Consider the following 17,791-nt stretch of genomic DNA (forward strand, 5'->3'; position numbering starts at 1 on the left):
ACGGCCCTGAGAAAGTCCGATCAGACCACACCCGCGTGACCGAACGGGGCGGTGAGGGCACGTGCTAACCCGGACGTCGGGCGAACGCGAGGGAGAGGCCGAGGCCGCAGAGGATCGCAGCCGCGCCCCGCCGCAAGCGGCGGACGAGGCCCGGCCGGCACGCGAGCCGATCGCGGAACGACGCGGCGGCGAGGACGACGACGACGTCGACGCCGGTGTTCAAGACGACTGAGGTGAGCCCGTAGAGGACGAAGCGGAGCGCCACACCGTCATCGCCCAAACCGACGAACTGCGGAATGAAGGCGAGAAAGAACGCCGCCGTCTTCGGGTTGAGGGCCTCGACCACGATCCCCTCCTTGAAGGCGCGGGTAAAACCGGTGGCGCTGAGCGCGAAGGCAAGGGGTGCCGCCCCGGCCTCGCGCCAGGTTTTGATGCCGAGATAGACAAGATAGAGGGCGCCCAGGAATTTGAAGAGGGCGAAGGCCTCGGCGCTTGCCATGAGCAAGACCGCGACGCCGCAGGCACCGGCAAGCACATGGAAGAGGCCACCGAGGGCGGTGCCGAGGCTGGAGGCGAGGCCCTCCCGGCGCCCCCCGGCCATGCTGCGCGCGGCCACGTAAAAGATGCCGGGACCGGGTGTGAGCGCGATGACCAGCGCTGCCGCCAGAAACAGCCCGACGCCCATCCCGTCAGGCATCGCCCCCATCATTCATCGCCACCCGCGGCCAGCGCGCTGCCGATCCGCTCAGGCTCGAGGATGAGCCGGTCGATTCCGCCTTGGCTCGCATCCGGCCCCTCGAAACCGACGCGGTGGTAGACCCGGTTCACCCACGCAGCCGACTGATCGCAATAGTGCGGGCTGCCCTGGTTGCCCGATTGACCCTGGGGCAGCACGTTCCAGAAGGCGGGCGGCGCGCTCGACATGTCGGCGATGAACCGGCAGGTGGCACCGCCGTCGGATTCGTAGTTGTCGTCGAAATGCGAGTTGCAAACCGTGATCGCCGAACCGCCGGTCGGCGGGCCGAGCCGGTCCAGGAGCAGGCCCAGCTCGCCGTGGCCGGCAAGGTAGTGCTTGAGGCGCAGCACATGCAGGCGGCTGTAGCGCCATTCCGCCATGTCCGGCCCAAGACGCCGGCCGAGATCGTCGATGACGGTCCGCATCGTCTCGGCCAGCGCCGCATCGCGGCCGCCCGGGCCGAACCAGCCCCACTGGTCTTCGTGCAGGAGCTGCATGCCAAGCCCGAAGATGGCGCCGGCCATGGTCGGCGCGAGGTCGGCGGGAAAGCGCTCCCGCGCCACGCGCAGGTTCCAGTGCCGCGTGAACACCTCGAAGAGGAGGGCGGGAACGGAATCGACGCTGATTCGGTGGTTCCAACCGACGAAATGGCGGGCCGCCTCGCCGATCAGCGGATCGGAATGGCGTCCGAGAAGGCTGGCCAGCATCGGCGCCGCGCGACGGGCGCGAAGCGACAGCGTATCGTGCTGCATGTCCTTGAAGGCTTCGATGTCGAAGCTGGGCCGGCCTTCCAGCATCTCGCGGCAGCGCCGCGCCCGTTCGTCGCTGGCCCAGGTGCCGGACAAGGGATAGGGGAAATCGGGCGGTGCGGTCGGATTGTTCGCCGTCGCGATCCAGCCTCGCGGCGGGTTCTTGAGCTGCGGCATGCCCTCCCACGGGGTCGTCCCGATCCATTGCTGACCGGGATCCCAGCCGGCGCGATAGCCGCGCTCGGCGGTGCGGCGCAAGGGAATGTTGCCGGTGCAGTGATAGCCGATATTGCCCTCGACATCGGCGATGACGAGGCAGTTGGAAGGGCACACCCAAGGCTTGAGGGACGCGCGGAACGCGTCGACCGAGTCCGCCCGGTTCATGTCGAGGACCGGCGGTATCCAGGATGCCAGGCAATCGCCGAGCCATTTCAGGCTGATCGGTCCGGTCTTGGCGCCGATGCCGAGAAGCTCGTCGACGATCGGCCCGTTGCGGGAATAGAGCACGGTCTTAACCACTGGAGCGGCACCACGCACCTGGATGGTCTCGGTGACCTTGCGCGCCTTCTCCCACATGCCGTCGAAGAGGAAGCAGCCGGGGTGGCTCGGGTCGGTGCGCTCCTGGTAGAGGTCGCGCTGGGAGCTGCCGGCATTGTTGGTAAGCCCCCAGGCGACCCTCGCATTGCGGCCGATGAGGAATCCCGGAAAGCCGACGAAGTGCACGCCGCCGACATCGAAGCTACCGCCCTTCAAGTGCACCTCGTACCAATGCGAGGTGGTGCGAAAGGCGATGTGCGGATCGCTCGCAAGCAGCGGCTTGCCCGCCTCAGCGAGGCTACCGTCGACGACCCAGTTGTTGCTGCCGACGCCAGAGTCGGGGTCGCCTGCCGTATGGGAGACCGGCCTAACCGGCGCCGGGGCGGCCGGATAGGCGCCGCGCGGCACGATGGTCTCATCGCCCATCTCGCCAAAGAGATAGGCATCGACCAGCGTCGCATCCTTGAGGTGGCGCTTTGCCATCTCCGGCAGCACGATGACGGGAAAGCGGACGGTCAGATAGTAGGAGAACTCCAGGGCGACGGCGACGCTGTCCTCGACCGTCCAGGGCCGTGGCTTGTAGTCGAGCAGCGCGAACTCGATCGGCAAGGCCGCCTGCGCGGCCTCCAAATGCGCATTGATGCCCCAGGCATAGGCTTCGACCAGATGGCGGCTCTCCGCGGGCAGCGCCTTCGCCTGCGCCGCGGCGATGCGGTTGAGGCCGACCACGCGCGCCACGGTGTCGTCGGCAAGGCCGCTCGGGCCCAGGATCTCGGAGACCTGGCCCAAGGCCCGGCGGCGATACCAATCCAGCTGGAACAGCCGATCCTGGGCGACGGCGTAGCCGAGCGCGAAAAATAGATCCGCATCGCTATTGGCGGTGATATGCGCAACCCCCCAGCGGTCACGGGTGATCTCCGCCCGTCCGCCGATCGGGCTGGGGCGGGCTCCGGAAAGAAGCGGCAGTCGGCGGCGCAGCTCCTCCTGCCAGCGCGCATCGAAACGCGCCCGGGTCATTCCGGCGCCGGCGCAGACGTCCGCCACGGCGCGGCCCTGGCCAAGTTGCCGCAGGATCTCGGCTGCAAGTCCCGTCATGGCGCGTTCCATTCCCAATGGTCGTTTGGGGAAGGTTAGGCGAGCCAGGCGCCGCTGTCATGCTTGATGCTAGAGCGGAATCGGCCGCCGGCGAGCATTCGCCTTCGCACCCGGCCCGATCAGCCGGGCGCACTCCCTCATACTTTCGGTTGAGAGCATTTCAAGAGAATGCGAGCTACCGTTCATCCAGCGCCCGGCTTCCACCCCCGGTCGACGGGTGCGGGCGCGCAGCGTGGCTGCGGGCCGCTCCGACACCGCGTCCCGTCCGACCGCTCGCTCGTCGAGCGGATACCGCGGCAGGCACCGTGGGAGGCTAGGTCATGTATTTTCTAGAGCCGATCTTGGACTGGGCCGCGCGGTCGTCGAACCGGATCGCGCATACGATCGAGCGGCAGCTGGCGGCCATCGGCGCATCGTCGGTCACCATCTTCGGCACGGCATGCTTCCTCGTGATCGTCGTCGTCACCCTCATCACCGGCTTCAGGACGCAATTGCCCGACTGGCTCCTTGAGAACGCCACCTGGCTGATGCTTTCCGGAAGACAAAAGGCCGAGCTGACGCTCGACTACCTGTTGCGCTGGGGCCTCGACGACGTCGTGTGGCACCTGCTCGTCGGCGCCGTCCTCTTGGGCGGCGGTCTCTACTCGGCTCTGCTGCTGATGGGGCAGTTCAAGCAATGGGTCAAGGTCCGCGACTGGCAGCGCCAGCTTGCCGCGGGCCGGGCCGTTCCCGTCCCGCGCATCCCGCTCAAGCGATCGCTGAAGATAACGATCCCGGCGCCGGGAGGGCACATGCATCGCTATGAGATGTTCGTCGATCTGGTGCTGGTCAATTACTCGGACGTACAGCCGGTGATCGCCGGCTTCTCGACCCTGCTCCCCGATCTCGCCAACGTCGCCAAGGCGGTCATCCAAGGCTCCTTCACCCAGGTGAGCGGCGAAGACATGGCGCGCGCGCTGAGCCACGCCGCCCGCAGGGTGAGCGACAAGCGCGTCGCCCGCGTCGAGCTGCGCGCGACCGCCTATTCCCTCGTCGACGAGGCCGGCAAGGTCTTGTACACGCAGGCGCCGCAAGACGGCGCCCAGCCCGCCCAGACGCCTCAGGCGGCCGAGGCCGCCTGAGGCCGACGCGACGCCAGCGGACGGCCGCCTCGAAGACGGCTCAGCGGCTTTGCGCGCGGTGCCGCGCCACCACGCGCCGGAGGAGCGGCGCGTAATGCGAGAAGCCGGGCGTGCTGATACCCGCCCGCTTGCCGCCCTCGTCCCACTGCCTCACCCTCACCGCCTCCCGGTGGTGCGGCTGCCGCTCGAAGGCGGCGACCTCATCGGCCGGCATCGGGCCGCCCTGGAGGGCGAGCGAGTGCACCGAGGCCGGCGAGAGCGTGGCGAAATAGCCGGGCTCGACCGCGCAAAGATAGCGCTTGGCCGGCACATGCAGGCGCACGCATTCGCTGACGGAATCGGGGAAGTACGCTCGCAGCACGCGAGCGCCCGCCTCCTCATGGCGGTTGTCGAGGCCGCGATCGGAGGCATCGGCGCCGAACTCGCTGGTGTAGTGGCCGATGTCGTGCAGCAAGGCGGCGGCGACGAGCTCCTCGCCGGCGCCCTCGCGCTCGGCCAAGAGCGCCACCTGCAGCATGTGCTGGGACATGGTGACGGCTTCGCCCAAATAGGAATCGGCACCCCGCCGCTCGAGAATGTCGGCGATGAAGGCGACGATGGTTCCGTGGTCCAATCGCTCAGGCCTCATTCCGCTTTCCCTCGTTCTCCTCTTCGATCGCCGCCAGCGTCGAAAGCAGTCCGTCCTTGTCGGGATAGCATCCCTGCAGCCAGCGGGTGCCGGCGCCCGAAAACCGGGTGCGCGCATGCAAGACGCGGGTGTTGTCGACGATGAACAGCTCTCCCGGGAGGAGCCGGAACCTGACCACGAGCCCCGGATCCTCGATCAGCGCCGTGAAGCGGCGATAGGCCGCATAGTAGCTTGCCATCCGCTCATAGGGGACATCGGTGAAGGCGGCGGCCGAACGGCTGTTGAGGCGAATGGCGATGAGCTCGCCATCAGGCCCGAGCTCGATCATCGGCCGCTTCGCCTCGAGGCGCACACCCGGGCTGCCGGCATATTCAAAGCGGGCGCAATGCTCACACAGCAGCCGGAATCCCTCCGGCCACTCCTCCTGCAAGAGCTCGGCCGCCCTGAAGCCGTCGACGACGATCGACTCTCCGCCCTCGACGTCATTCTCCAGGCAGGCGAGGATCTGCAAAGTCGGCACGGGGTCGCGATAGGGATTGTCGGTATGCGCCTGCAGGCCGAGATTGGTGAAGGCGAGATTGCTCGGATTCACCTCGCTGCGCACCTCGAACCAGCGCCCATAGTTGGTCTCGCGGACATAGCCGAAGAGCTCCGCCACCTCGATCAGCTGGCCGCTCGCCTGCGGCACGCCGGTCATGAGCGCAAAGCCGTAGCGCCTCACATCGCCGAGCCAGCGCCCGAGCGCCTTCCGGCTCGAGCGTACCTCGCCATAGCGGACAGTCGGCAGCTCCGGCTGCAGCCGGGAGTCCCAGCGCGTAAGCCCTGAGGGAGTCCATCCCAGGCGATTGCGCGGGGCTCGATCGTAGATGCGCTGGGCGAGCCAGGACGCGGGGAACTCGACCTCCTTCCGCTCCGGGAGGAATCGGAGGGCGAGATCGGCCGCCGGGGTGATCCGCGCATCGGCAATGGTGGTGCCGGGCGGAATGTCCGAGATGGTGATCAGCCGCTGGCCGTTGCCGGGCGAGCGGGTCTCGGCATCTCGCGCGTTGTCGCGCAGCCAGATCGCGTGAAAGCGCGTGATGCGGCCGTCCTGCCATGCGAGGCGAACGGCCCTGCCGTCCTCGATGATTTCGGCGCCAACGATCCTGACCGCGCCCGCGATCATGGAGACACTCCGCCCCGACACGCGCCCCTTTGCACCTTCATCCCCACAGAGTGCGGACACTCGCGGGGAAACTCAAGCGGCCGCGCGGACGTGCCAGGCATGGAGGGCTCGACTCGTTCGGATCGCGAGCGCGGCGCCGCCGAGGTTATCTTCCTTCAAGAACAAACCTTGCCGAGGAAAGCACGCATCACGGCGTTGAATTGCTCCGGCCTTTGCAGCGGTGCGAAATGGCTCACGCCAGGCAGGAGGATCAATTCCGCTCCGCGAATGCTTCGAGCGAGATATTCGGCATGTTCGGGTTTGATAAACTCATCATGTTCGCTTTGTACGATTGCGACGGGCACATGGATATCAGCCATATCGCGTGCGGAATAGTTGGGTTGCGTCTTCATCATGTGGCCGACCGCCGCGGCAAATGTCTTGAATTGGTCCGGCGTGGCCGACAGCTCAGCATAGTCCTTGGTGTGCCGGCCAAAACACCGGGCGAGGATCGGATTGGGCTGTGCGATTTCCTTTGTGCCGCTGGGGTCCATGTTGCAGCCAAAGAAGAATACACCCGCAATACGTGCCGGGGCTTTCATGGCGAGGATCAAAGCGATGCACGCGCCGTCGCTCCAGCCCACAACTGCTGCTTTTTCTACGTGCAATGCGTCCATCACGGCGAGAACGTCGGATGCCATCAGCTCATACGTAAAAGGCCGCAAGTCGCGCGTGCTGCGGCCGTGGCCGCGGCTATCGATGAGCACGGCGCGATGGCCAGAGCTGACCAGCATTGGAACCTGATAACCCCAATTACCGCTATGGCCGAGGCCACCATGCAGCAAGATCACAGGAGAGCCGGATCCGTATGTCGCGTACCAGATTCGAGCGCCGTCGTGGTCCACGTAGCCTTGATCGCTTGTGGCCGGCAGGGGCGCGGCACCATGCGCTTCGAAATTCTTAAGGTCGTCGTCGTTTGATTCCATATTGATCTGACTCACAGTACACAAGCCTGACGCTCACGCCGCAGCTTGCGCGTCGGCCGGCCAGGGATCAGCCCAGGCGGGAATGCGCATCAGCCCGTCGATCCAGCGCACGATGTTTGGGAATGCCCGCAGCGGCATCTCCGACTCCCGCCAGTAGGTCGCCATCGAGGCCAGTTGAAAGTCGGCGATGGTGAGCCTGTCGCAAGCCACATAGCTCCGTCCCTCTAGATGGCCGTCGAGCACTCCGGCGAACCTCATGAGGTCCGGGACTTTCGGCTTAAGCGACTCGCTGTCCGGCGGCCCTAATCCAAAAGTCGCCTTGACGATGTGCTGGAAGTAGAACGGCGAGATCGCCGGCGACCAGTGGCAGTCATTCCATGAAAGCCAGCGCAATACTTCGACCTGCTCGACCGGATTACGCACCGGCCACATGTCCGAGTCCTCCTTGATGCAGAGATGGGCCATGATTGCCGAAGCCTCCCACAGCACAAGATCGCCATCCACCAGCGTGGGCGCCTTCATATTGGGATTGAGCGCGACGTAGTCCGGCGATTTGAATCCGCCGGCCTTCATGTCCACCTCTACGAACTCGGCCTTCACACCCAGATGCTTGATCAGCGCGAGCACGCGCCGCGGGGCCTGCGCCTTGATCCAATAGACCCGCATATCAGCTCTCCGATGGCGTTTCGTCGCCTGAAAGCGGCATGGCGTGGCTAACCCGCCGCAGTCTGGCCGCGCCGGGGTCGAGGCGATCGGCGCTTGCCTGGCCCGGCAAACAAAAGTTCGAGATAGCGGCGCAGATGGTCGAGACTCTGGGCCGCAATTGCGGCGCTCCCCTTCGCCTTGGCGAGAATGAAGGCACCCTGGATCACTGCCTGCAAGTGCAGAGCCAAACTTTCAGCGGTCCAATCGCCGGTGACGCCATATTTGCGCATCGCCCCGCTGATATCGGCTTCGAGCGTCTTTGCATGTCCGCTGATATTTCTTTCGCACGCGTCTCGAATCTCCGGGTGCGTGCCGTAGGCTTCCTGAATGATGGTCCCGGCGAAGCAGGTGAATTCCGGCAGCTCGCCGGTCAGCATCGCCTTGCGGAAGTCGACATAGGCGAGCAAACGATCCAGCGGGTCGTCCGGGATGTGATAGGGCGCACCGGCGAAGAACCCTCTTGTGAAGTCGTTCCAATGCGCTACCGCAGTCAGAGCAAGATCGTCCTTACTCTTGAAATGGTGGAAGAAACTTCCCTTGGTCAGCCCGGCTTCGGCGCAGACGTCCTCAACCCGCGTCGCGGTGTAGCCCTTGGCGCGGACAACCCTGAGCGTCGCATCCAGGAGTTTGGTTTTCGATTCGTGCTGTGACTGCGCCATTGTTACCATACCCACTGGTCGGTTTTAATATACCGACCAGTGGGTATGAGTCAAGGGCGCTGGGGCTGCGCGCCGAACGGTCAGGCCGGCGCGGGCTTGAGGATCGCGTCGATTCGGGACTTGAGATCGCCCAGCGAAACCGGCTTCACCAGATAGCCGTCGATGTGGTGCTCCTTGGCGAACATCACCGTGTCGCGCTGGGCATCGGCGGTGAGGAACACGACCGGCGTGCGGCGAATGTGCTCGAGCTTCGCCTGGCGCAGCAGCTTGAGGAAGGTACGGCCGTCGACGGGCTGCATGTGAATGTCGCAGAACACCAGATGGGGCTTGGCCCGCATGACCTCGTCCAGTCCTGCCCTGCCTTCGGCGGCTTCCACGACCGAGCGCACGCCGATCTGCCTCAGCATGCCTTTGATGATGCCGCGCGTGTGCGGCTCATCCTCGACGACCAGGATCACGAACTTCTCATAAGGGTTGAAGGCGTCGGTCATGCGTGGCTCCGCGGCGCCGCGACGGCGGCCAAGGTCAAGAGAGCAAGGTCAAGAGAGATAGATGAATGCAACGCCCCATGCCCAGAACCTTCGGCCACCGCCGCGGTTCAGCGATGCGATGCGGGAGTTCCCGCAAACCACGGACCTCGCCGCCCAACGTGCCGCGGGCTCGCGCATTCCATGGTATTCGCCTCCCCAAGTACAACCTCAGGCATTCTAGTCCAATTCGCCACCGGAGGAATGTCCGTTTGCGGAATTCCCCTAATGCTCATGGGGTGGGTCGCGCCTCCGCCAGCTGCCGCAAGGCCAGGGCGGTCGCGGCGTCGGCGGGGAAGAATGCTTCCAGCGCCAGCTCCGACAAGGTGATATCGACGGGCGTGCCGAAGATCGTGGTCGTGCTGAAGAACGACAGGACGCCGCCCTCGACCGCAAGCTGGAACGGGATGACGACGCCGGCGAATTCCCGCCCGTTCATCGGGCGGCTCGGCCGGGTCCCTCGCATCTTGTAGTCGCGAAGCTCGCCCAAGAGCTCCGCCAGCACCCGGTCGGCGCTGAGCTCGACCTGGCGCCTGAGGCGCTCGATGAGATGCTGGCGCCACTCCGCCAGATTGACGATCCTGGGCGCCAACCCCGCTTCGTGCAGGCTCAAGCGCAGTACGTTCACCGGCGGCTGCAGCAGCATGGGATCGACGCCGGCAAGCAGCAACGGCACGATCTTGTTGGCGGCGACCAAGGTCCAGTGCCGGTCGACCGCTAGAGCGGGAAAGGGCTCATGGCCGGCCAGCACCAGGTCGACGGCCTTGCGCGCCTGGGCGAGTGCCGGATCGTCGAGGCGGCGCTCGGGAAACACCGGCGCGAATCCCGCCGCGGCCAGAAGCTGATTGCGGTCGCGCAAGGGAACCTCCAGCCGCTCCGCCAGATGCAGCACCATGTCGCGGCTCGGCTGCGCGCGCCCGGTCTCGAGAAAGCTCAAATGCTTGGTCGAGATCTCCGCCTCCAGTGCCAGGTCGAGCTGGCTCAATCGCCGGCGCTGCCGCCATTCGCGCAAGAGTCCGCCCACCGGTTGCAGCGCGCCGATCATGGTTCGAGGTTAGCCCAAGCGCCAACGCTCATCCAATTACCCTCGAGGTAATCGACTGGCGCCGGTGCCGAAGCGATCATCGCCGCCGTGCATCGCCAGGCGACCGAGGGGTTGGCCCCGATGCCGCGAGCCCCCGTGCTCGAACAATGGGGAGAGATGACATGCGTCTGACCAAGCCTTCGTTCTCGCTTCGCTGGGTTCTCGCCGCCGATGCGGCCAGCAGCGCCGGCGCCGGCCTGTTGCTGATGCTCGCCGCCGAGCCGCTCGGAACCTCGCTCGCGATCCCGACGGACCTGTTTTTCTTCGCCGGCCTCAGCATGCTGCCCTTCGCCGGTCTCGTCCTCTATGTCGCCACCCGTGCGGCGATCGCCCCCAAGGCGGTGTGGGCGATCATCGCCTTCAACGCGCTCTGGGCCCTGGACAGCCTGTTGCTGCCGGCGACCGGCTGGGTCGCGCCGACGAATTTCGGGCTCGCCCTGGTCGTGGCGCAAGGGCTCTGGGTCGCGGTCTTCGCCGAAATCGAATATGTGGCGCTCAGACGCTCGATGACGGAAGCGGCCTGAGCCCGCGCCCGCTCAATCTCCGCACACCCAAGGCCCACCGGAAGAGGCCCTCGCCTCAACCGGTGGGTTTTGCCGCAATCGGCGCCTATGATCGCGGCGATTACCAGCGATCCGAGCATGAGCCCTCGATGCAGACCGACCTCGGCTTCACCTGCGCCTACGGAATTCTCGAGACCGTATCGCCGCTCATTCGCCGGATCGTGGCGAACAATCCCGGCCCCTTCACCTTCCGCGGCACCGGCACCTTTGTCGTGGGCCAGGGCAAGGTCGCGGTCATCGACCCCGGCCCCGATCTGGCGGCTCATGTCGATGCGCTCTTGGCCGCGCTCGCCGGAGAGACCGTCACCCACATCCTGGTGACCCACACGCATCGCGACCACTCGCCGGCCGCCGCCCCGTTCAAGCGCGCGACCGGAGCACCCACGCTCGGTTTCGGTCCGCATGGTCGGGTGGGCGAGACCGGAGAAGCCGGCGCCGATCTCGACTTCAAGCCCGACCGCGTCTTGGCCGACGGCGATGTCGTCGAGGGCGCGGGCTGGCGCCTGCAGGCCTTGCACACGCCAGGCCACGCCTCCAATCATCTCTGCTTCGCCTTGCCTGAGGAACGGGCCTTGTTCTCCGGCGATCAGGTGATGGGCTGGTCGACCACGGTGGTGGCACCCCCCGACGGCAACATGACCGAGTACATGCGCTCGCTCGCCGGGCTCGGCCGCCGCGATGATGCCGTCTATTGGCCGACCCATGGCGGCCCGATCCGGGACCCTCGGGCGCATGTGCGCCGCTTGATCGAGCATCGGCAAGCCCGCCGCCGCGCCATCCTGGCCCAGCTCGGACCGCATCCCGCAACGCCCGCCTCCCTGGTGCCCAGCGTTTATCCGGGCCTGGACCAGGCGCTGGTGGCGGCAGCCGCGCGCTCGCTGACCGCGCACCTGATCGAGCTTGCCGAGGAAGGTTTGGCCGTAAACGAGGGCGGAGCCTGGCGGCTGGCCTAGCAGGTCTACTGAGCAAGCCGCGACGCCGCCTCGGCGCCGAGCGCGGTCTCGGGCGAGCCCGAGACGATGAGCTCGAGGATCTCCTTTTCGCTGGTGCGGGCGACCGAGCGGTCGCCGACATTGACGCCGCGCTTCAGGACCATCACCCGGTCGCCGACCTCGAAGATGTCGGTCAGGCGGTGGGAGATGATGACTTGCGCCACTCCCTGGCGCTTCAGCTCGAGGATGGTCTCCAGGAGATGCTGGGTGGCGACCGCGGACAAATTGGCGGTCGGCTCATCGAAAATGACGACCTTGGGATGGAAGGAGATCGCGCGCGCGATCGCGACCGACTGCTGGCGCCCGCCGGACAGGCTCTCCACCCTCTGATAGACCGAGTTCACATCGACCCTGAGCCGGTTCAGGACCGATTTCGCGTCCCGGTACATGCGGGCGCGGTCGACGAACATCCCCAAGCGCGTCGGCCAGCGGCCGAGGAAGATGTTCTGCCCGACATCCAGGTTCCCGCAAAGCGCGAAGTCTTGGTAGATCATCTCGATGCCGCGCCCGCGGCTTTCGTGCGGGTTCCTGAAGTTGACCGGCGCGCCGTCGATGCCGATCTCGCCTTCGTCTTTCTGATAGGCGCCGGTCAGGATCTTCATGAGCGTCGACTTGCCGGCGGAATTGTCACCGACGAGACCCAGCACCTCGCCCGCAAACAGCGTGAGATCCACGTCCCAGAGCGCGCGCACCGGACCGAAGCTCTTGCGGATGCGGCGCATCGACACGATCGGCGGCGGCGGCGGGGCGGCGGCGTCGTTCACTTGTGTCATCCCGAGACGAGCTTGCGGGACCACGCCAGCCAGCGGCCGACGACGTTGTGCTGCCGGAGCCAGATATCGCCGACGACCGCCGAGATCAGGATCAATCCGATATAGACGTTGAGCCAATGCTGCGGCATGACGAAGGACGTGCCGTCGGGCAGGATGATCTGCAGGGACAGGAGCGAGCGGATCAAGGTGATGACCGCGGCGCCGGCGAGCGAGCCTGCGATCGTTCCATAGCCGCCGAAGATCGAGGCGCCGCCGATGACCGCCGCGGCGATGGCGTCGAGCTCGCGCAGCTGGCCTGCCGATGGATTGAAGCTGCGGTAATAGGCGACGTAGATGATGCCCGCGGCCGCGGCTGCGGCGGCCGATATCACCAGCGAGATGAAGCGCACGCGCTTGGTGTCGATGCCGGCATAGCCGGCGGCGCGCTCGTTGCCGCCGGTCGCGTAGATCATCTGTCCGAAGCTGGTCATGGCCAGCACCAGCGCGGCCAGCGCGGCCACCAGGAGCGCGAAGATCGTCTGCACGCTGACCGCCTTGGTGATCGCCAGCCAGGCGCCGGCCATCGGTGCCAGACCGGCAGCGCCGAGGACGGTGTGGAGGTCGCGGCCGATGAGGATGAAGGTTTCCGGAAATCCCGACAATTGCCGCCCGGCAACGAGCCAGGCGGCAAGGCCGCGGGCGACATAGAACATGCCGAGGCTCGCCACGAAGGAGGGCAGCCCGAAACCGGTGACGAGCCCGCCATTGACGAGGCCCGCGACGACGCCCGCGGCAAACCCGGCGCCGGCGGCGGTCAGCGGGTCGGCGCCCAGCTCCTTCATCAGGAAGGCCGCGGTGGCGCCCGACAGCGCCAGCACCGAGCCGACGGAAAGATCGATGTCGCCGGCAGCCATGACGAAGGTGAGGCCGACCGCGAGCAAAGCCACCTCGGAGAACGCCAGCAGCATGGCGAAGCTGTTGTCGAGCCCGCCCCAGTAATCCGGTCTCAGCCACATGCCCACGCCCCAGAGGCCCACCATCAGCAAGATCGCTGCGGCATCCCGCCGCCGCAGCAAGGCCGCGATGCCTTTGGCCTCGCCGGCGTCCAGCGGCGCCGCCGAGCCCCTGGTCTGCGGGCCGACCAGGGCCACGCCTTCGAACAGGCGCGGCGGTAAGGCTCGCCGCCTGAGATACGCCCAGAACCGCTGCAGAGCCCGACCGCGCAGCAGCCAGGGCTCGATCAGCACCGCGATGATCAGTATGAGTCCGAGAAAGGCGGGCACGGCGCCGGGCGGCAGCTGCGCCAGCGCCGCCACCTGGAGTTTCTCGCCGCCGACGTCGATCTCCCGCATGGTCGGCACGCCTTCGCGGAGCACCTTGTCGATGAGCACCACCAAGGCGGCGCCGAGGCACGAGCCGAGAACCCGGCCGCGGCCGCCGGCGATCGAAGCGCCGCCGACGATCACCGCGGCGATGGCGATGAGCTCCGCCCCCTGGCCGTATTGCGAGGTGATGCCCTTGTCCTGGGCGACGTTCATGAGCCCGGCAAGCACCGCGGCGAGCGAGGAGATGACATAGGAGCCCATGCGGATCCGGCGGGTCGGGATGCCGGCATAGCGCGCCGCCTGCTCATTGCCGCCGGTCGCATAGACGGCCCAGCCGAAGCGCGTGGCGGCGAGGGCGACGGCGCCGAGCGCGGCCACGATGAAGAAGGCGAGGATCTGATTGTTGAAGCCCAGTCCGTTGGTCTCGCCCAGCTGAAAGAACACGGCGAAGTCCTTCGCCTTGGCGCCGTAGGCGATGGTCTGGCCGCCGGTCAGGCCGAGCACGATGCCCCGGCCGATGAACAGCATGGTGAGCGTGGCGATGAAGGCCGGAACCTCGAGCATGGTCACCAGCACGCCGTTGATGAGCCCGACGCCAAGGCCGACGGCAATGCAGACGAGGATCGCCGATCCGGCACCGAGATCGAAATAGGACGGCGCGAACAGGATCGAGAACACGGTGGCGGTCATGCCCAGCGTCGAGCCGACCGAGAGATCAAGCTCCTTGTTGACGATCACGAAGGTCATGCCGACCGCGAGCACGCCGTAGCGGGCGGCATCGCGGAGCACGGCTGAGACCGCGTCCGTGGTGCCGAAGAAGCCGGGATTGATGGCGATGCCCGCCAGGTAGAGGAGCACCATGAAGAGGCTAAGGCCCAGCTCCCAGCCGCCGACGAAGAGACCTTGGCCGCGCATCCGCGCTGCGGGCGCAGCACCGTCCAGGCTCGAGAGCGCGTTCATCCGAAATCCGTGCCGGCGGAGCCGGCGGCGGGCCTAGTGTCCCGCCCCAGAAATTCGTCAGCGAATTTCTGGGACAAGCGGGCCACTAATCATTTGAATCTCGTGTGATTCAGATTCCGAAGTTCGCCGACGAACTTCGGAATCATCACACGAGAGATCGTCTGCCGCCGGCTCGACCGATCCATTCCGCCTCAATTCTCGAAGCGCTTGCCCACCTGGCCCACGGTCTCCTTGGTCACGAGCTGCGCGCGCGTGTCGAGGTTGGCGGCCGCGATATGGCGATCGATTTGCAGATAGAGCTGCATGACCGGCCAAAAGCCCTGCAGGAAGGGCTGCTGGCCGAGCGCGCCCGCAAGCGCCCCCGACTTGAGCTGCTCCTGCTGCTTCGGGCCGAGGTCGAAGCCATAGGCGCAGACCTTGCCGTTCAGCTTCAGCTGTGTCACCGCGTCGCCCAGCGCCGGCGTGGTGAAGCCGTTGGCGGCGAAGGCGCCGACCACGTCCTTGCGGCTCTCGATCAAGCTCACGATCGAGCCGACGATGTTGTCCTTGTCAACGTCGATGCCGATGTTCTGCGGGCCGGCATCGACCTTGAAGTCGGCGAGGCGGTTGGCCGCCTTGAGCCCCTTCAGCACCGCCTGGAAGGCCGCGGTGATGCGGTTGTTGACCTCGACATTGCCCAAGGTCGTGGTGTTGGGAAAGATGATGGAGCCGCTTTTCACATTGTTCTTGATCAGGCACTGCACCAAGGCCTCGCCGCCGATGGCGGCGGCCGAGGCATCCTGGCCGGTGTGGCTGATCTGCGAGCGGTTCAGGATGTTCGGATCGAAGGAGTTTGTGGTCGCCACCGGGACGCCGCGCTCGAACAGCTTCTTGACGATGTCGTCATAGGCGCCCGACTGCGGCGTCGTCATGATGACACCGTCGATGGTCGGATCGTTGATGATCTGGTTCAGGATCTGAATCTCGCGCGGAATGTCGTCGACCGGCGCTTCCGAGCCCAGCATGACGAGCTTGATGCCGACGGCGTCCGCCGCGACCTTGGCGCCGACATAGGTCGGATCGAAGAAGCCGTTGCCCGCGGTATGGGTCACGATGGCGAAGGTGAGCGGCTTGCCGCCTTTCTTGGTCGTGGGGGCTTCCTTGACCGCATCTTCGAAGCTGTAGCCGCCGACGGCCTTGGAGAGCGCGCCGGACTGGGCGTTGGCCGTAGCCGCAGCCAGCGTCATGCCGGCGGCGGCGACGGTGATCCGAATGGACAGCAACATGTCTTCCTCCCTGTGAGCTGTATGCCGATGCTCTTGGCTCAACGAGCGCGGGTATCGAAGCATGTTCCGGCCGAGGCCACCAGCGCGAGGCCCCGGCCGTCACGCGGACGTCATTCTTGTGTCGCTTGCGACACGTTCTGGTTTTGTTCTAGGATGACACGTCTTGCATAGGAGGAGCCGATGACCGGTATGGCGAAGGACACGCGCGCAACCGTCATTCCCGCCATGCGCTATCGCGATGCGCCGGCGGCGATCGAGTTTCTATGCCGCGCCTTCGGCTTCGAAAAGCATCTCGTGGTCCCCGGCGAGAACGGAACCATCGCCCATGCGCAGCTTTCCTTCGGCAACGGCATGGTCATGCTGGGATCGGCGCGGGACGACGAGTATGGCCGCATGGTGAAGCCGCCGCATGAGCAGGGCGGCGCCTCCAGCCACGGCATCTATGTCGTCGTCGCCGACGCCGACCTTCACTATGCCCGAGCCAAGGCGGCGGGAGCCAAGATCGTCCGCGATCTCGTCGATGAGGACTATGGCGGGCGCGACTACACCTGCCGCGATCCCGAAGGGCATGTCTGGACCTTCGGCACCTACGATCCCGGGGCGCATGATTGAAGGAGGCACGTGACTGAGCGAAAGGAGCGCGCCGGTCACGCCGACACGGCCGAGGCCGCCTCGCCCGGCAGCACGCCCACGTAGCGCGCGCGGGGGCGGATGAGCTGCCCCGTCGCGTATTGCTCGATGGCATGCGCGATCCAGCCGACCGAGCGGCCGATCAGAAACAGGCCGAGCGCGGCACCCCGGGGCAAGCCGAGAGCGGAGGCGACCGCAGCACCGGCGAAATCGACGTTGGGCGGCTTCGCCACGTAGCGCGCAACCACGCCGCGCAGCCGATTGACGCGCTGGACGCGTGGGCCTTGCGGGCCCACGGCGAGCGCGTCCAGCACCGCCTTCGCCCTGGGATCGCCCGCGGGATAGAGAGGATGGCCGAAGCCCGGCACGCTTTCGCCGCGGCGCAGGCGCTCGGCCAAGGCCGCTCCGGGATCCGGGCTCCGGATGAGCTCGGCAATGAGCGCCTCGGCGCTGGCCGTGGCCCCGCCATGGCGGGGACCGGAAAGCGCGCCCAAGGCGGCGATCACCACCGCGTAGGGCGTGGCGCCGGCGGAGGCGACTGAGCGCGCCACATAGGTTGAGACATTGAGCTCGTGATCGGCGATCAGCACGAGAAAGCGCCGCACCAGATCGGCGCCGCTTCGATCGAGCTTCCAGGCGCCGGCCAGGGCCAGATGCGCCGGCACCTCCCCAGCGATCTCCCCGGGGAGGGCCTGGGAGGGGGTGATCCTCACCCCCTCCCGAAATCCACCCCCTGAGATCGCCGCCACCAACGCGCTCAGCAGGCGCGCGCCGGTCTGGATCACCGCCCCGGCCTCGGTATCGACTGCCTTGAGATCGCTCTCCGCCAACCGGACCAGCATCGCCCGGGCGCGTTCGATGGGTGCGCTCGCCGGCGGCAGGCCCCGCAGCATCTTCGCCATGCCCGGGGGCAGCGCGACCTTGGCGAAGGGATCCGACCCGCTGCCCACGCCCCAAAGCAGCCGCGCGATCCCTTCGAGGTCGGCGGTTGCGGCCAACTTTGTCGCATCCAGGCCGCGATAGTAATAGCGCCCGTCCTCGACCAGGCAGAGTGCGGAATCCAAGACCGGCAGATCGGCATCGAAGGGCCTGAGCGCCAGGCTCTGGGCGCGCCCGGTGTGGCGCAGCCGCTTCAAGCGCTCGACCTCGTCCGCCCGGTAGCGCCGCTCGCGGCTGCCCGGGGTCAGGGAGGACTGGATCAAGCCGCGGCTGACATAGGCATAGAGCGTCGCCGGCTTCACCCCCAGCCTGCGGCAGGCCTCGCGCGCGTTGATCAGCATCTCCCGCCTCCAATATTGATCAATATAATCAATATTGACACACCGGACCGGCC

17 protein-coding genes are annotated in these 17,791 nt (G+C 66.6%); 4 read left to right on the plus strand and 13 right to left on the minus strand.

The window, feature by feature from the left end:
* Positions 1-64: 64 nt before the first annotated feature.
* Together HY058_22595 and HY058_22600 are read right to left on the minus strand one after the other, a co-directional pair.
* A complete protein-coding gene (locus HY058_22595) occupies positions 65-697 on the minus strand; it encodes a LysE family translocator (GenBank protein MBI3500093.1) in 633 nt (210 codons plus the stop codon).
* Positions 698-705: 8 nt separating this feature from the next.
* Positions 706-3,117, minus strand: a complete 2,412-nt coding sequence (locus HY058_22600) for a penicillin acylase family protein (protein MBI3500094.1) — start codon at positions 3,115-3,117, stop codon at positions 706-708.
* 320 nt (positions 3,118-3,437) lie between these two features.
* Here HY058_22600 and HY058_22605 point away from each other — a divergent pair, with 320 nt between their 5' ends.
* Positions 3,438-4,238 (plus strand): hypothetical protein, encoded by an 801-nt coding sequence (locus HY058_22605; GenBank protein MBI3500095.1) that lies wholly within the window; start codon positions 3,438-3,440, stop codon positions 4,236-4,238.
* 40 nt (positions 4,239-4,278) lie between these two features.
* Here the strand turns inward: HY058_22605 and HY058_22610 are convergent, their stop codons facing one another.
* The 7 genes from HY058_22610 to HY058_22640 form a co-directional block, all read right to left on the minus strand.
* Positions 4,279-4,866: an HD domain-containing protein gene (locus tag HY058_22610; GenBank protein MBI3500096.1), complete on the minus strand. Its 588-nt coding sequence runs from the start codon at positions 4,864-4,866 to the stop codon at positions 4,279-4,281.
* A complete protein-coding gene (locus HY058_22615; GenBank protein ID MBI3500097.1) occupies positions 4,856-6,031 on the minus strand; it encodes a gamma-butyrobetaine dioxygenase in 1,176 nt (391 codons plus the stop codon). The genes HY058_22610 and HY058_22615 overlap by 11 nt, the downstream gene beginning before the upstream one ends.
* 155 nt (positions 6,032-6,186) lie before the next feature.
* Positions 6,187-6,996, minus strand: coding sequence for an alpha/beta hydrolase (locus tag HY058_22620; protein MBI3500098.1), 810 nt, complete (start codon positions 6,994-6,996; stop codon positions 6,187-6,189).
* A gap of 33 nt (positions 6,997-7,029) precedes the next feature.
* Positions 7,030-7,662 carry a glutathione S-transferase family protein gene (locus HY058_22625; protein ID MBI3500099.1) on the minus strand — a complete coding sequence of 211 codons (633 nt, stop codon included), beginning with the start codon at positions 7,660-7,662 and terminating at the stop codon, positions 7,030-7,032.
* A gap of 47 nt (positions 7,663-7,709) precedes the next feature.
* Positions 7,710-8,360 carry a TetR/AcrR family transcriptional regulator gene (locus HY058_22630; GenBank protein MBI3500100.1) on the minus strand — a complete coding sequence of 217 codons (651 nt, stop codon included), beginning with the start codon at positions 8,358-8,360 and terminating at the stop codon, positions 7,710-7,712.
* 80 nt (positions 8,361-8,440) lie between these two features.
* Positions 8,441-8,851 (minus strand): response regulator, encoded by a 411-nt coding sequence (locus HY058_22635; protein MBI3500101.1) that lies wholly within the window; start codon positions 8,849-8,851, stop codon positions 8,441-8,443.
* A gap of 268 nt (positions 8,852-9,119) precedes the next feature.
* A complete protein-coding gene (locus HY058_22640) occupies positions 9,120-9,932 on the minus strand; it encodes a helix-turn-helix transcriptional regulator (protein MBI3500102.1) in 813 nt (270 codons plus the stop codon).
* Positions 9,933-10,093: 161 nt separating this feature from the next.
* Here HY058_22640 and HY058_22645 point away from each other — a divergent pair, with 161 nt between their 5' ends.
* Together HY058_22645 and HY058_22650 are read left to right on the plus strand one after the other, a co-directional pair.
* Positions 10,094-10,495, plus strand: coding sequence for a hypothetical protein (locus HY058_22645; protein MBI3500103.1), 402 nt, complete (start codon positions 10,094-10,096; stop codon positions 10,493-10,495).
* 128 nt (positions 10,496-10,623) lie between these two features.
* Entirely contained in the window at positions 10,624-11,487 is an 864-nt protein-coding gene (locus HY058_22650) for an MBL fold metallo-hydrolase (protein MBI3500104.1), read from the plus strand.
* A 5-nt stretch (positions 11,488-11,492) separates the two neighbouring features.
* On the opposite strand, the gene HY058_22655 is transcribed toward HY058_22650, so the two are convergent.
* From HY058_22655 to HY058_22665, 3 genes are all read right to left on the minus strand, one after another.
* Positions 11,493-12,299, minus strand: a complete 807-nt coding sequence (locus HY058_22655; protein MBI3500105.1) for a sugar ABC transporter ATP-binding protein — start codon at positions 12,297-12,299, stop codon at positions 11,493-11,495.
* Complete coding sequence (locus tag HY058_22660) at positions 12,296-14,518, minus strand: ABC transporter permease (GenBank protein ID MBI3500106.1); 2,223 nt, start codon at positions 14,516-14,518, stop codon at positions 12,296-12,298. The genes HY058_22655 and HY058_22660 overlap by 4 nt, the downstream gene beginning before the upstream one ends.
* A gap of 236 nt (positions 14,519-14,754) precedes the next feature.
* A complete protein-coding gene (locus HY058_22665; GenBank protein ID MBI3500107.1) occupies positions 14,755-15,828 on the minus strand; it encodes a substrate-binding domain-containing protein in 1,074 nt (357 codons plus the stop codon).
* A gap of 180 nt (positions 15,829-16,008) precedes the next feature.
* Here HY058_22665 and HY058_22670 point away from each other — a divergent pair, with 180 nt between their 5' ends.
* Positions 16,009-16,440: a VOC family protein gene (locus tag HY058_22670; GenBank protein ID MBI3500108.1), complete on the plus strand. Its 432-nt coding sequence runs from the start codon at positions 16,009-16,011 to the stop codon at positions 16,438-16,440.
* 35 nt (positions 16,441-16,475) lie between these two features.
* Here the strand turns inward: HY058_22670 and HY058_22675 are convergent, their stop codons facing one another.
* Positions 16,476-17,738, minus strand: a complete 1,263-nt coding sequence (locus HY058_22675) for a MerR family transcriptional regulator (GenBank protein ID MBI3500109.1) — start codon at positions 17,736-17,738, stop codon at positions 16,476-16,478.
* Positions 17,739-17,791: the final 53 nt, after the last annotated feature.

The organism is Pseudomonadota bacterium (assembly GCA_016195085.1).
Taxonomy (GTDB): Bacteria; Pseudomonadota; Alphaproteobacteria; order SHVZ01; family SHVZ01; genus JACQAG01.